10 protein-coding genes are annotated in these 14,772 nt (G+C 45.1%); 3 read left to right on the top strand and 7 right to left on the bottom strand.

The window, feature by feature from the left end; all coding sequences use genetic code 11:
• Positions 1–10: 10 nt before the first annotated feature.
• From BST96_RS19750 to BST96_RS19735, 4 genes are all read right to left on the bottom strand, one after another.
• Positions 11–622 carry an aspartyl/asparaginyl beta-hydroxylase domain-containing protein gene (locus tag BST96_RS19750; protein ID WP_085760339.1) on the bottom strand — a complete coding sequence of 204 codons (612 nt, stop codon included), beginning with the start codon at positions 620–622 and terminating at the stop codon, positions 11–13.
• Between the two features lie 30 nt (positions 623–652).
• Positions 653–988, bottom strand: a complete 336-nt coding sequence (locus BST96_RS19745; RefSeq protein ID WP_476703804.1) for a hypothetical protein — start codon at positions 986–988, stop codon at positions 653–655.
• 194 nt (positions 989–1,182) lie between these two features.
• A complete protein-coding gene (locus tag BST96_RS19740) occupies positions 1,183–1,587 on the bottom strand; it encodes a sulfotransferase (protein ID WP_085760337.1) in 405 nt (134 codons plus the stop codon).
• Positions 1,588–1,600: 13 nt separating this feature from the next.
• A complete protein-coding gene (locus BST96_RS19735) occupies positions 1,601–2,578 on the bottom strand; it encodes a class I SAM-dependent methyltransferase (RefSeq protein WP_085760336.1) in 978 nt (325 codons plus the stop codon).
• Between the two features lie 140 nt (positions 2,579–2,718).
• Here BST96_RS19735 and BST96_RS19730 point away from each other — a divergent pair, with 140 nt between their 5' ends.
• On the top strand, positions 2,719–3,507 hold the full coding sequence (locus tag BST96_RS19730) for a sulfotransferase family protein (protein ID WP_169714046.1): 789 nt from the start codon (positions 2,719–2,721) through the stop codon (positions 3,505–3,507).
• Positions 3,508–3,565: 58 nt separating this feature from the next.
• On the opposite strand, the gene BST96_RS20610 is transcribed toward BST96_RS19730, so the two are convergent.
• Both BST96_RS20610 and BST96_RS19720 read right to left on the bottom strand, forming a co-directional pair.
• Positions 3,566–7,246, bottom strand: a complete 3,681-nt coding sequence (locus BST96_RS20610; protein WP_085760334.1) for a hypothetical protein — start codon at positions 7,244–7,246, stop codon at positions 3,566–3,568.
• Between the two features lie 291 nt (positions 7,247–7,537).
• The gene (locus BST96_RS19720) at positions 7,538–9,547 is read right to left on the bottom strand and encodes a carbamoyltransferase family protein (protein WP_085760333.1); all 2,010 of its coding nucleotides are present in this window, start codon (positions 9,545–9,547) and stop codon (positions 7,538–7,540) included.
• A 507-nt stretch (positions 9,548–10,054) separates the two neighbouring features.
• On the opposite strand from BST96_RS19720, the gene BST96_RS19715 reads away from it, so the two are divergent.
• Together BST96_RS19715 and BST96_RS19710 are read left to right on the top strand one after the other, a co-directional pair.
• On the top strand, positions 10,055–12,931 hold the full coding sequence (locus BST96_RS19715; protein WP_085760332.1) for a TonB-dependent receptor: 2,877 nt from the start codon (positions 10,055–10,057) through the stop codon (positions 12,929–12,931).
• An 85-nt stretch (positions 12,932–13,016) separates the two neighbouring features.
• A complete protein-coding gene (locus BST96_RS19710; RefSeq protein ID WP_085760331.1) occupies positions 13,017–13,964 on the top strand; it encodes an aspartyl/asparaginyl beta-hydroxylase domain-containing protein in 948 nt (315 codons plus the stop codon).
• A gap of 28 nt (positions 13,965–13,992) precedes the next feature.
• Here BST96_RS19710 and BST96_RS19705 read toward each other — a convergent pair whose 3' ends face one another.
• On the bottom strand, positions 13,993–14,709 hold the full coding sequence (locus tag BST96_RS19705) for a hypothetical protein (protein WP_085760330.1): 717 nt from the start codon (positions 14,707–14,709) through the stop codon (positions 13,993–13,995).
• Positions 14,710–14,772: the final 63 nt, after the last annotated feature.

Raw genomic sequence — 14,772 nt, 5'->3', positions numbered from 1 at the left:
TTAACTATTCTCAGCAGGTTAGGTTGCTGCCATCGGTGTCTTTAACTTTTTCACCAGGAAGAACGTAGTCCATAATAAGGTGTATACGCCCTTCGTCACTGCTGTTGACAACGCCGTGTTCGTGACGGTTGTTTATTTCCCATATTTCGCCGGCTTTTAGTGCTTTGCTACTTTCACCAACCGAGAAAATATTTTTTTCATTGGTAATAATGGGGAGGTGTATACGATGGCACTTCATCAATGTTTCTCCGGTATCAACATGTTTTGGTATTATACCCTTGGCATTAAGCCTTACCAATATCATGCGAATAAAGTAGCCTGCAGGGTTTTTCTTGCGTAGTTTTTTTGCTTTAAGCGTATTGTTATAGTTTCTTCGAATGCAGTTTTCTACCGGTGTTATAACATTTTCTAATTCGTGATAAATAGGGTGGAGTGTCGGTCCTGTGTGTCGGCCGTCTTCATCCATAATCAGTTTAATGGTTTGTGTATGTTTATGGACTTCAAAGGTTTTTTGTCTAAATGCGTCTGCATTCCAGATATCTTCGGAGATATCAAGAACTCGGGCTTTGATATCAGTAATATCAAAATCATCTATTTTTATAAAGTCGCCTTTAATGTTCATGATTAAATGTCACCTGAATTAATTATATTGTTATAACGCATTAATTCTATCTGTCGTTTTTTGTAGGCCCGGTAGTAGGGCTTCTATTTCATTCTTATGCCGCATCCATTTATCTTTTTTGGGGGCTGTTATAGTCGTTGATGAAAGTGGTAGTTCATGGCTAATATACTCATCGAAATGCTCGTCAATATGGTTGCCGATAAAATTGGATAGCTGAGTTACAGTGGCTTTAGTGTTGCTGGTTAATTCTTGGTGGCTTATTGTGGTCCACTTTTTTGAGCTGATTTTTTCAAGTTCATTGAGAATGGCATCGTTGCAGGATTGCCACTGAAAGCCAGCTATCTCCGCAAGGCTTCTCCCTTTCATATTTCTCCAGCCTCTTGGTAGTAATAAGCACCAGTGTGGCATGGGCCAATCCGGAAGGTTTCTGAAGGTGATAAACTTGCCGTTTTTTTCCCCTTGTTCCCAGGCTTCGATTATGCTGCTGATATTTTCCCTTGGGTCTCTATGTAAGTAGATAAATCTTGCTGAGGGGTAAATAGACTTTAGAAAAGGAATGTTTAGAGAGTTTCTGGGGTTTTTTCAAGAAATATAATGTTTTTAGGTTTTTGGGGGAGGTCGAAAAATCGTTGGTTGTTTCTATTAACAATAGATGCCGCGTAGAGTGCCCTTAAGGCTGTAGCTGTTTTTTTATCGGCATGCTTTTTACCGAGCGCCCCAGAGTCAAAGTTGCTGTTTTCCATGGCAAGGTGTGGAAAGTTGGCATAAATTTGATGGCTTTCGTTAGCAATACTCCATATATCAGGGGCTTGGCAGAGGGTTTTAAAAAGTAGTGAGCTACCTGATCTCGGTGCCGCAAGAATAAATACCGGGTCTTTAAAGGTGCTCAGGACGTTGCTTGCCGACATATGTGGCTCAAAATTCGCCATAAAATTTTTAACTTGCGGGCTTAGGGAGGTCTGCATCACACTGTTCCGGTTAGGCGGGTTGATTTCTGTGTGCAATGATGGCTAGTCCGATATTTTCAATTTTCCCTTGGCTCAGTGGCTGTTGGTTTTCAATAGAAAAGCCTTGTCCGTTGAGTGATTCAATAAGTTTATTGATAGCCTGGTCGCTTAATGCAATTTTTTTCAAGTCATTGATGCGTTTTATATAGTCGCTAAATGTTCTTCTGGCTGCTTCAATGGATTCTTTTCGACCGGCAGGGCCCTGGGAAATAGCCTGATCTGAGAATCGACTAATCAATTGTTGCTTATAAGCAATTAGGGCTGGTGGGTTGTTGTTGGATTTAATAATTTGGTTGATAGGCATTAGTTTACTTTCGATAACTTTACTCTGTAGAGAAAAAGCAGGATTGTTTCTTACTTTTTGCATGTTGGTCTCGGCGCCTATAATAGTATGCAAGCTTTGAAAATCTTCATGGATCTTGAGTTGTTTCAGGATGGTTTCATACTGCTGAAGGCTTTTAGTAGACTGTTTTACAATGTCAGATTGATGTGTATGTATAAGTAGATAAAGGCTGCTTTTGTGTTTTAGTACCCTGGATAGTTCAGCTATGGTTTTGTCCAGGTTGGAGTACTCAATACCGTACTGGCTAATAGCTGCATCGTAACTGTTGTCCTCAAAGGGTAGTGCTTCAATATCAGTATTCCCTATAAAATTTAGCAAGGGATAGTCTTCAGGTTTACGTTTCAGGCTGCTGAATGGGGTAATATTGGAAAAATCTACACCGGTAATTTCAGTGGTGGGATTTTCGGTGTTGATGATATCGTTGGCCAGCCAGGATATGGCTCCATTGCCGCAGGCTAAATCGAGCAATTTACTGTAGTTTTTTCCGGACAATTGATGTTGCCAAAAACTGGCAATTTCTTCATTGTAATTGTCGGGCCCAAAGCTATTGATAGCGGCGCTTTCCTGCCAGTAGCTGGTCCATTGGCTTTTATTAAGTTTATTCATATTTGTTTATTTTATTATGTTGCCGATATATGTACTAGTATATGTTTTGCTGTCTTGTTGTACAATGTTGGCTGGTGGTAATACTGGTCAAAAAAGGCAGGTATTACTTGATATTAAACAAGTTTTTGGGAATTTCTTCTTTGGTTAAAAAACGACAGCGCGGGGGTAAGGCTAAGCCCAACTTCTTTATTATTGGTGCGGCTAAAGCTGCAACAACCTCGTTAGCTTCGCTCTTATCTGAACATCCTGAAGCTGCCATTGTGCAACGCAAAGAACCGCATTTCTTTTCAGAAGACCTGAATTATGCCAAAGGCTATAAGCAGTATTTGGCCATGTATAGTCACTGCAGAAATGAGTTGGCGATTGGTGATGCCTCAACATCCTATTCCCGTATACGCCAGCACCCTCATACCATAGCCCGCATTAAGCACCATGTACCCAAAGCCAAAATTATCTATATGGTGCGTCATCCTATAGAGCGTATGGTGTCCGCTTATATTGAGCATATTTCAACGCCCGGCTCTTTGGCTCCTGCGTCGATTAATGATGCGGTTTTACAGATACCTGCCATTATCCATTCCAGTCGTTATTGGGAGGTTTACCAGGCTTATAGGGGCGTGTTCCCAGAGAGTGATATCAAGGTGGTCTGGTTTGAGGACTATGTGGACGATACCTTTGCTGTTTTTCAAGATGTTTGTCGGTTTCTGGGTATCGATGCTGAATGGAGACCAGACTTGAGTGCTGAAAATAAAAACTCCAAAGAGTCTACATTGCAGAGAAAGAATAAAATAGGCCGTGAAGATCTTAAGGTTTCCCTGGAGTGGGATGAGACATTAAAGCAACGTATTATCGCCGAGCTAAAGGATGATACTGTTAGCTTGTTACAGCATTTTAATCGGCAGGGGACGTATTGGAGTGATCTTGATTAATTGCCAGGCAAAAAAAAGCCAGTAGCGAAGGCTACTGGCTTTTGGGTCTTGGGGCGGTTTAGGGCGTGTCGTTATAGACCAGATAGCCTGTACCATTACTTCCACTTACCAGATTGAATTTTAAGTCAACCGTTCCATCAGCATTATGGGTAATGGTGACGAAGGTAAGTTTTGTTCTATCAAATGTATCACAGGATTTATCACACCTGACTGCGCCCGCGTTTGGGTCTGTGGTTAGTGCCGGCACATCCGTGCTGAGTTGAGCACCAATTTTCAGGTAGTCGGCGGCCTTGTCATCCAGGCTGTCACCGGTGTCACCGGCTCCGCCGTTAATGTTGATACTGCCCGCTGCTACGTCTTCAATGGCACCTACGTTGTTAAGGGTGATATCGAAGCCTGAAACAACCGTTGTACCTGCTGTATAAACGCCTGTACCCGTTTCGTACCATGGATCAGTGGTTACACTGCTTGAGTTGTTGTCATTAGTGTAAATGGCGTCAGTGTAAATCCAGGTTTGGCGGGTTCCCTTGGGGATTGCGCTATTGTTACTGGTGCTGAACTGGCCATTCAGAATCAAGCGTGAGCTTGAGTAGCTGGTTCTATCAACTGAAGGCAGAATTTCCACATCAAAGCTCAGTGAGATGGACTGTGGAGCATCGGTGCCATTTAGAGAGTTGGCCATGTCATCTTCTATTTCATAGATGCCAGTAACAAAAGCGGAAGCTGCAGAGAACTGGTTCAGTGTGCCTGTACCAATGTAGATAGCATCATCGCTATTATCGCCACAGCCATTACCGGTCGCTAAACCCGTATACTGAGTGATCGCCATCCCGCTGTCAGAATTCACCACGGTATCTTCGGCCGCGACTACGCAGTCAGCATCATAATCAGCCAGTTCTGCTGAGTTTTCTGGGAAGATATCACTGTTGTCGCCACAACCATCGCCAGCGTCCTCGGCGTCGTAGTCATAGTTGCTGTCGAAGCTATCACAATCCTGATCACTGTCTTCCCATTCTTTGCTGTTGAATGTGAACAGGTCGTCTGGATCATTAACGCCGTCACCATCGCTGTCGTCAGGTTGTGTTTCGTCGCCACACAGATTGCCTGCGGTGCTACCGAAGAACTGCTTAACGCCAGTGATTGGGTTGTTGGTGCTTTCTTCAGTACAGCTCATATCGCTATCAGCAACTTCAGCAGAGTTTTCCGGGAACTGATCGCTATTATCCGCACAGCCATCACCAGAGGTGGGGTTGTTTGGATACCCGGTTTCCTGAGTGTAGAGGGTGTCACAGTCAAAGTCGCTGTCTGCAATTTCATTCTCATTGAATGGGAATTGGTCGCTGCCATCACCACAGCCGTCACCTGCAGTCATGCTGGTTTTGTCTACGACGCCACAGTCACCGTCGGTGTCAGAGATTTCGTCAGGGTTGGCAGGGAAGGGCTCTGAGTTGTCCGCACAAAAGTTACCGTCATCGGCTCCCAGATATTGGGTCACGCCGGTTACGCTGTTGACGATGCCTCCGCTAATGACGCAGTCCATATCGCCATCCAGAAGCTCTGCGCTGTTTTGAGGGAACTGATCGCTGTTATCGGCACAGCCGTTACCCGTATCTTCACCAGATTGGGGTAATGATAGTGCACAGTCCTCGTCGGTGTCAGCTGACTCCAGAGCATTGTCTGGGAAACCGTCGCTGTTATCACCAACGCCGTCTCCATCTTTATCGGAAGTCTCACTACCGTCAGTAGGGAACAGATCAAGTACTAAACCCGTTGTAGAGTCTTCCTGACTATAACCGGTATTCCAGGCATCTGGAAAATCATCACCATCACTATCGACTGATGCGGCGATATCATTAGGGAAGTCATCAAATGCGTCAAATACGTTATCGCCGTCGGTATCATCAAAACACTCTGAAGGTTTATCTTCGTCGGCTATATCTGTCTGGCAAATATTTTGGATGGCTGGATCCGTTGGTGCGAAGTCGCTATTATCGCCGGTTCCATCGCTATCGGTATCCTGTGTTTCAGTCGCGTCAAAAGGGAATACATCGGCATTATCACCTACGCCGTCACCATCAGTATCGGCGGTTTCATTGGCGTCATTCGGGAATGCATCGGCATTATCACCTACACCGTCACCATCAGTATCGGCAGACTCGCTAGCATCATTCGGGAACAGGTCGCTGTTATCACCGGCGCCGTCGCCATCAGAGTCTACGGTTTCAGAGGGGTCTTCAGGGAAGGCATCAGAGTTGTCACCGCAATTGTTTAGTGAGCCGGCACTTTCGGTTAAGTAGTCGTCTTCTTCAAGAAAGTCCTGACAGTCTCTATCGGTGTCTGATTGCTCAAAGGGGTTGTTTGGGAAGATATCGCTGTTATCCCCGCAGTTATCACCCGCGGTGTCACCCAGTTGAGGGGTGGTTCCGCAATCGCCATCGCTATCGATGGATTCGCTGCTATTTTCAGGGAATTGGTCGCTGTTATCACCTACATTGTCGCCATCAGTATCTACAGTTTCTGTTGGGTCGTTGGGGAAGTCGTCAACATCATTTTGTACGCCATCTTCATCGCGATCCAGATCGGTGATGCTGGTGCCTCGGGGGTCGTTTGGATAAAAGTCGCTATTGTCACCAACGCCATCATTATCGCTATCTACCGACTCTGTTGGGTCTTCCGGAAAAGCGTCTCGGGTATCAACTACCGTGTCACCGTCTGTATCCGTTCCCGGTACAATAGGGGCTGTATCTTCGGTAGTGATAGGCGCTGCTGGTTCTTCGTTAGGCTCAACAATTTCAGGGTTTATTTCTGCCGTTTCTGCTGCTAGAACGGTATTGAGGTCCGCGATAGTTAAGGTGTCAGAACCGGGTAGCGGTAAGGATAGTGGGTCTGCTGGTGTGACAGTCTCCAGTAGATCATCTTCAGAGATAGACGTGAAGGACTCAATGACGACTTCACCGGATTTACCATCGATAGTGCCGTCGGATAAATCTGCACCGAAGGCTTTGATGACATCGTCGCTGTTAGTCGTCCCGGTTTGCTCTTCGAGATCAATAATAATGGCTGCAACGACTTCTGAAACAGTTCGGTAATTTAATGTTCTTTCTTTGCTTTGGCCTTCTGCATCAGTTTCTACCGGGGTAGAGCTAAATAACTCTTCAGCATCAGCGGCAAGGCCCAGGCCATAAGTATCGAAGATCAGTTCCTGTGAGCCTTCAAGGGCGTTCTTCAGGTTTAAACTCTCATCGGCTTCCATTTGCGTGGACGCCATATCCAGGGCCAGGGTCGTTAAAGGGGTTGGGTATATATCTTCAAGCGTTTCATCATCATTAACATTGATGATTGCTCTTAGCGTTGGTATAGCCGGGGCCACTCGAGCGGGTAATAAGCTGACATCATAGGTCTGAGCATTGCTGGTCACCTCGATCAGGTATTGGCTGTCCTCGCGGCGGCTGTTGATACTAATGTCGATGATTTGGGCTTGATCATCAGTGGTGCCGGTCGCTATCAGCTGTCCTTTCAGGTCGGCAGCATTTCTATCGATCAGGAATACATTAACATCAGCCAGTGCCATTGGCCCTTTAGTGGGAACACCTTGTAAAGACACTGCATCAGGGTCTGGCCCAATAACGACATCGTTTGAGCCGCTACTGCTGCCACCATTGCTACAAGCCGCTACTAAAGCCAAGGCTGAAGAGGCTAAAGCTATGAATTTTAGCTGTTTTTTAGGAAATTTAAACATGGCACCCACACTATTATTAGTTGTTAATTAGAGTTATAAATCTAAGTTAGCATATTGTTATATCAATTAACATTCCTATTTTTGGTGATGCTGCAAATAGGGTCCTTTTGAATCTTAAAGTATTACCTCAAAGAAGAGGGGGGGTTAACAAGGTAATAATTTCATCTAAAAATAAGACGGCTGTCTCAATGATGGCTGGTTAGTTCTGGTTTTCTTGCGCTGCCACCGCCCGACGTCTTTGCTGTGGATGCTTCGGCCGGTGGCAAGTTAACGGTCTGTAGGACTGGCAATTCACTTTTTTGGTGTTGTGCTGAGTCCAATGACTCGCCCTCGTCTTAATTGTACAAGGCTTCTGATAAAGGCAGATTGTGAGAGTTTGCTTTGCTTGGCTTGCAGGTGCTTAAGTACACTTCTTGCCTTGGTTTTTCCGTTAATCAAACCGTCGGCACCATCAATGGCTAGTTGCAGCGTCAGTGGGTCGTGAATCGGTAGGTTGGCCTCCCCCCATGGGGTCGATACTTGCAGTTGGCGGCTGGTTTGTAATTGTGTTTTGGCGGCCTGAAGTGAGTCGGGTTGGAGAAAGTAGGGGTAGAAATCAAGCGCTGATTTAAATCGTTTCTTTTTCCCCAAAATTTTATTGCCGATAAATATATAATCCAGATCTGTCATCGCCAGGCTATAAAGTGTGTCTTCCGGTGTTTCTACAATGGGTTCACCCATTACATTTAAAGAGGTGTTGATTAATATAGGGACGCCGGTCTTCGCGTGGAAAGCTTTAAGCACTTCATAATATTGTCCATTGTTCTCTTTGGTCACGGTTTGCACCCGGCCACTGCCATCGCAATGGGTTACTCCTGGGACTTTTTCTTCGGCGTTTTCTCTAAAACGCAATACCCTTAGCATAAATGGACTTTCAGGGTGTGTTCCTTCCAGGTCAAACCAGTTGGCAACTTCTTCAGCAAGAATAACGGGAGCAAAAGGGCGGAAGCCTTCACGGTGCTTCACTCTGTCATTGAGTACTTTTTTGGCGTCTTTTCTGCGTGGGTCGCATAATATACTTCTCTGGCCAAGGGAGCGGGGCCCCAGTTCTGAGCCCTGAGCAAAAAAGCCAATAATATTATTATTGGCAATAAGCTCGGCTACATCTTCTGGGCTTGCCTGGTCATTAATCACTTCAACCCAGGGGGAGTTGTTAATGGCGGTGTCGATCTCGCTTTCACTATATACAGCGCCGAGTGAGTCGCTCTTCAGTGTGTTTTTTGTATTCGTGGGTTTGATTGACCATAGCCCGTAATAAGCAGCGCCTAAGGCAGCACCGCTATCTTCTGCGGGTGGGATGATATAGACATTCTCAAAACCAGACTCTCTGACAATCCGTTCGTTGGCAACGCTATTAAGTGCAACCCCGCCGGCATAGACAAAGTTTTTTGAGTTGGATTTCTGTTTTAGTTGCCGGGTTAGATAAAGAATCGCTTCTTCGAGTGCTTGCTGGGCAGAGCATGCCAGGTCAGCATAGAGCTGTTGGTGTTGTGGCCAGCGTTCACTGAATGTGAAGCGCTTGGGTACGTTGTTATGAAAAGTAAGCCCGCCATTGTTGATGGAAAAAAATTCCTCTGCAGCGATGGTGGGGGAGCCATAGGGGGCAAGCCCCATAACTTTACCTGCATCGCTGTAGCTACCAAATATCTGCCCTGCGCAGGAAGAGAATATGCCGCCCAGACTTGCAAAGTCAGCCATGCGAACGTCGCCCTGATAGGGTTTTAGCCAGTCATGGTTGGTGACCAGGTGTTTTTCCAGCGGTGTTAATGTGGTGCCTGAGGCATCATACAGGGAGATGGTTTCACTGCCTTGTGAGATATTGCCGACAATCGCTTTTTGTTCGTCCTTGTCCAGGTCGCTAACCGGGCTGCCCATACCATCAATCACGAGAACGGCTGCATCATCAAACCCAGAGGGTGCAAAGGCGCTATAGGCATGCGCTTTGTGGTGGCCAATTAATTCTATCTTGGCGTTAATGGCTTGTTGAATAATGGGGTTGTCGGTATAGGTGTTAGACGGATCATCCAGTGAAGATTGGGAACTCAGGACAATACAGTCGAGGTCAGCAGGTGTTATTTTGGCGTATTGTAGGCAGTAATTAATGGCCAGACAGTTTTTTTTAAGGTTAATAGGGGCTCTTTTAAGCCCTAGAATTCTCTCTTCCTGAATGGCAACGACTATCCTGTCACCTTTTAGCAGGCAGGCTGCACCATTGTGTGAGGCGCTCACGCCCAATACCCAGGGCTGATCAGATGAAGGCATTCAACTATTCCTTGATGGTTATATATTACGTGTGTTTATCAGCCTGTTTAGCCAATGCCAGGTGTCGGCTGGGCATTAGTTTTAGGGGGAGGCTTTGATTGTGTTGCTGTGTTTTCTATTATTTTTCTCATTCAATTTAAAGCTAGCATATAAGAAAGCTATTTAACATTGGATTATTTCACACATTTTTTTGCCTTCTCTGGATTTATTTTCTAGCTGGATCGAATACAGTTATAGCTTGAAGTCGTCTGTTAGATAGCTCAAATGTTAAGTGACAGAGGGCTTTCTTAAAGGCAAATCAGGGCTGGTTTTGTGCTTTTTGATTGCCATCTGTGAGTTATTACCAGTTGACTTAAAAGTATAATGTTATTAGATTATAACAAATGGCTGTTTGAACGAGTTTTTTCTCGTTGAAAATCAGGCTTTTGGTGCTATAACTTGCTGCTTTGCATAGTGCTAGTACCCACTAAACATAACAATAACAGTCATCACTGTGGGAGTGGTTTCATGTCTAGATTCAAGCTGCCGCTTGTTTGTGCAGTCGTTCTACCTGCCCAATTAGCGTCCATTTCATCCTTTGCACAGATTGAAGAGGTGGTAGTAACCGCCCGTAAGCAATCTGAATCACTGCAGGAAGTTCCTTTAGCAATAACCGCTTTTTCCAGTGAGACGATGGAGCGTGGGGACTTTGTAAACCTTGAGGATGTGGCAGGTAATACAGTCGGTTTAAACTATTCCGGTGAATCCTCCTCGGGTTATCAGTCCAGTCCAACTATTCGAGGCTTGCGTCAGGGTTTTGCTCAAGACCGGGTGCAGAATGTTGCTATCTTTCTGGATGGTGTTTACCTGTCTCGGCAAAGTATGGCCAATATGGGTATGGTTGATATGGAGCGTATCGAGGTTGTTAAAGGCCCGCAAAACTCTCTATATGGACGTAATGCTTTTGCGGGGGCGATTAATTATGTGACCAAAAAGCCCCAGGAAGAGTTCGAAGCCTATGTATCGACCACCCAGGGTAAAGATGGTCGTGAAGATTGGAAGGTTAGCCTCAATGGACCCTTGATCGAGAATGTGCTGCTTGCTCGTTATACCATTGGTCGGAGCGAATATGATGGCCCTTTCGATAATACACACCCTCTGGCAAGTGCCGATCCTACTGGCTTTAGTAATGGCGGTAGTGATGAAAAAGTAGGTGGCTGGGATGATGAAACGTATAACCTGGGTTTTACCTGGTTGGCTTCAGAGAATGTGACGGTTGATACCGGCTATTTTAATACCAGTCTTAAGAAAGAGAGTCAGGGCGGTTATATCATGGGTGGTGTGCGTGAAGTTGCGCGATTCCAGACAACTCCCTTTAATGATATGAACTTCAACACCGTTACTCACTTAACGAATGTGGCCGATAAGGCCGGCGGTAGTTTTGAAGGCTTGGCTTCAACGGGTAACACCTTGTGGAAAGGCGCCTTGCCACTGCAACCCGTGAGGGTTCCCTGGTCTGGCGGTTTGGATCCAGTGCTGGACGCGAATGGCGATATTGTAAAAGATGCCAATGGCCAGATTCAGTATATCCCCGGTACAGATAACTATAACTGGGGTTTGGGTGATGGTGTTACTGGCCCGGATGAGCGTCGCTTGGGAACTAACCTGGATCCACGGGGCTTCGGTTTCAAGGCGGATACTGAAGTTATGACCTTTTCTGTCAATTGGGATATTAATGATGTGTGGTCCCTGGCTTATAATATGGGTTACATTGACCATGAGGGTATTCAGGTGGGTGCAGCCTCACGTGATCCGTTATGGGGCAACTCCCTGACCGATAATAATGCTGACTCTCCGGGGCGCGCCGATGTCGAAATGCAGTCTAATGTTTCATCGTCCCGTCCAATTATTGAACTGACCACGGTTTCTCATGAGTTCCGTTTTGATTGGAGTGGTAGTGACGATTACTCTTTCAGCTTTGGTGGTTATTATTCTGATAGTGAAGATGAGCAGTTTAGCCAGACTACATACAACCCTATCTGTACTACTGCGGATCGTCTCTATGATGCAGATCAGGACCCGGAAAGAGGGTGTTATGAGCCGTTTGGTGATAACACTTACTCCCCGTTGTATGAGGCCGAGTTTCAGGGGGTAGCAATCTATGAGCTATTCAGAGATTCGTGGAGTGGTCAGAAGGCAGACTACACTATATTTGATGAACAGGTTTACGCTGTATTTGCCATGTTTGAATATAACCTGACTCCAGATTTAAGCTTTCGAGTCGAAGCTCGATATACGGAAGAAGACAAGGAAATTGAGCGCCTGACTGATAACTTTGCCATTCCTGCTGGCGGCTACTACGCGGGTTCAGGTTTTGGTGTGGGTGAAACCAATAGCTATTCTACGATATGTGCTGAGGGTGAAACTACGATTGTCACTGACCCCGATGCGCCTTCAAGCCAGGAAGGAGATCCTTGTATTTCCAGAACGGCAGAAGATACATTTCATTACTTTACGCCGAAATATAGTGTGGACTGGCAGATCAATGACGAAAGCATGATTTATGCTTATATCGCAAATGGTCTGAAAGCAGGTGGTTTTAACAATACTTCTGACCCTGATCAGGGAACCTATGATGAAGAAGTTAACTGGACTTATGAAATAGGGTCTAAAAATGTTCTTTTCGAAGGTATGATGCAATTAAACGTTGCGGCTTATATCGTAGAGTGGGAAGACTTGGTAGGCGGTGTTGCCCCTACGGGTGTTAGCGAAAGTCCTAATGCGGGTAGTGTGCAGGCTAATATCGGCGATGTTGAAAACTACGGCTTCGAAATTGATGGTTTGATTTTCATTAATGAGAATTTCAGTGTTGATTTCGGCGCGGCTTATACGAATCCGAGATATGAGGATGATGTTAAGTATGCTGATGCAAAAACAGCTTATTACTATGAGTGTACCCCTGAGAATCTATTAACAGATACAAACCCTGATGGCACACCTATCGGTGGTAACTTTGACGCTGTTATCGATTTTGACGAAAATTGTGGTAATGATGATATTGGTGGTAATGATCTGATTAAAGTATCCAAGGAGCAGTATACGCTTGGCTTTAACTACAGTGATGACTTTGATAATGGCTGGACTATGAACTTGCGCTTGAATGGTAACTATCAGTCAAGACAGTATATAGATCCACTAAATCTGGCCTTTATTCGCTCGCGTACTCTGTGGAATATGTCGATGAATTTCCAGGGACCTGAGCATTGGGAGTTTACTGTCTGGGGTAAAAACATTACCGACAAGGAATATGTAGCAGGTTCTTTCCATATCGGTATATTTAACAAGCATATTGTTTCGCTTGGTGCCCCGGCGAATTATGGCGCCACCTTAAAATATAACTTTTAAGTAATAAGTTAGTTTTTACAAGGGCTATAGACTGTTTAGCGGTTTATAGCTCTTTTTATTTTAAAAACAACAGAGTCTTGATGATATGAGGCTTGCTTCTGAATTTGTAAAATTGCCATTTCGATTTGATGTTGATCAGCTCGCTAAAGAGCTTTCAGTCGTCAATAAAAATGATTGGATTCCCCACCCCGGGGCCTTGGCTGGTAATTTTTCCATTCCTTTAATTTCGCTTAACGGTGAAGTGAATGATCTCTTTAATGGAGAGATGAAACCCACTCCAACGTTGCTTCAATCCCCTTATTTCAGGCAGGTTATTGCTTCTTTTGACGAAGTGTTCGGTCGGTCCAGGTTGATGCGGCTGGATGGCGGTCATGACATCCCCATCCACACAGATGTCAATTACCATTGGTTTGACCGGGTTAGAATTCATATCCCAATAGTCACCAACCCCGATGTTACTTTCTTTTGTGGTGATGAACGTTGTCAGATGAAGGCCGGTGAAGTGTGGTTGCTCGATACGTGGAAAGCTCATCGTGTGATTAACGAGTCTTCTGAGTCTCGGGTCCATTTGGTAGCAGATACGGTAGGTTCTTCAGTTTTTTGGCAGCGGGTTGCCGATATAGTCGCCGGGAAAAAAATGGATGAGAAGTTTATTGCCTTTGATCCCGGTTTAGAGGTCGAACCTGTTTATGAAAAGTATAACGCCCCATTAGTTATGATGCCCGGTGAGCTTGATAGTCTTTGTCTGGACTTAATCGCGGATATTGTTGCAAATGAAACCAATGATCCAGAAGTGGTTAATCAGTTTGTCAATACGATCAATGAGTTTCGCTGGGATTGGCGCAGGGTGTGGGCCCAGTTTGGCCCTACTAAACAGGGGTGGCCAGAGTATGGCCGCCTGATCAACCGCGTGCAGCGCCCTGTTAAACCTATCTATCTTGCTTCTAATAATTCCAGGGCTTTTATTGCTTTTCAGGCGCGGATTTTAGGGGCGGCTTTAAATGAAAATTTGTTGCCAGCTTTTACAGATTGACGTAACCGGAGCGTTATAGGCGGCGGTCTTAAAATGTGTAGCCAAAGCGTTCGATGATATAGCGATCCTTCTCTGCCACTAATAACTGTAGCTCTTTGCTGTAGTAATCTTTATAAGATTTTTCTCGCTCGCTGGGGTTCATCGCTTCGCGCTTGTTCAGGTATTCCAATATTCCGGGTGTGATAGGCGTGCCGGTAGTTTTTAATAATGCCATGGTTTCTTCTCTTAGGTTTTCGAAGCGACCTATATGAAGTTTGTGCTTTTTCCTGCTGTTGTACATGAGTTTGAATAGCCATGTGTAGTATCCAGTGCCAGCCGGGTATTTGGCAAAGTGTTTAGCTGTTAAGCCGGGGTTTCTTAGGTTTGGATCTAGCTGGGGGTGTATTTCCTTGGGCGCGGCATCTATCAATTGGTCAATAAGCGTTTTGCTTGCCTCGCTTTGGTTGCCCAAGGTGAGGTATCGGCTAATGGTTTCTTCAAAATCCAGGGTGCCGTTTTCGGAGATTATCTGGAATAGGTATTGCTTTTTTTTCTTATAATTAAAATACAGCGAGACGTAAAAGTCCCAAGGGTTTCTGACATGTCCAATGATGGGTAATTTGGCGCAGTGCTTTGGCAGGTTGCTGAGTTGTCCGTGGTATTGGATGAGTCTGGAATCGGGGATATGGTTTAGAATCAGATTGTTAACAAATGTGCCACCATGCCGTGACGTATGAATGTAGACAAAATTAGGGGTGGCTATCATTGCTTGCTTCTTATTTTGATGTAATGCTGCGAAATTATTAAATATTTCTTATGCCTCTGCAAT

The organism is Oceanicoccus sagamiensis, from assembly GCF_002117105.1.
In the GTDB taxonomy this organism is placed as follows: Bacteria; Pseudomonadota; Gammaproteobacteria; order Pseudomonadales; family Dasaniaceae; genus Oceanicoccus; species Oceanicoccus sagamiensis.
Note: the sequence above shows the minus strand (reverse complement) of the source record. Positions and strands in the feature narration are given on the sequence as shown.

What these genes read in the sequence shown, in the direction of transcription:
- BST96_RS19740 (WP_085760337.1), bottom strand. Translation starts at nt 1,587, where the DNA reads ATGCAGACCTCCCTAAGCCCGCAAGTTAAAAATTTTATGGCGAATTTT.
- BST96_RS19710 (WP_085760331.1), top strand. Translation starts at nt 13,017, where the DNA reads ATGAGGCTTGCTTCTGAATTTGTAAAATTGCCATTTCGATTTGATGTT.
- BST96_RS20610 (WP_085760334.1), bottom strand. Translation starts at nt 7,246, where the DNA reads ATGTTTAAATTTCCTAAAAAACAGCTAAAATTCATAGCTTTAGCCTCT.
- BST96_RS19745 (WP_476703804.1), bottom strand. Translation starts at nt 988, where the DNA reads ATGAAAGGGAGAAGCCTTGCGGAGATAGCTGGCTTTCAGTGGCAATCC.
- BST96_RS19715 (WP_085760332.1), top strand. Translation starts at nt 10,055, where the DNA reads ATGTCTAGATTCAAGCTGCCGCTTGTTTGTGCAGTCGTTCTACCTGCC.
- BST96_RS19735 (WP_085760336.1), bottom strand. Translation starts at nt 2,578, where the DNA reads ATGAATAAACTTAATAAAAGCCAATGGACCAGCTACTGGCAGGAAAGC.
- BST96_RS19720 (WP_085760333.1), bottom strand. Translation starts at nt 9,547, where the DNA reads ATGCCTTCATCTGATCAGCCCTGGGTATTGGGCGTGAGCGCCTCACAC.
- BST96_RS19750 (WP_085760339.1), bottom strand. Translation starts at nt 622, where the DNA reads ATGAACATTAAAGGCGACTTTATAAAAATAGATGATTTTGATATTACT.
- BST96_RS19705 (WP_085760330.1), bottom strand. Translation starts at nt 14,709, where the DNA reads ATGATAGCCACCCCTAATTTTGTCTACATTCATACGTCACGGCATGGT.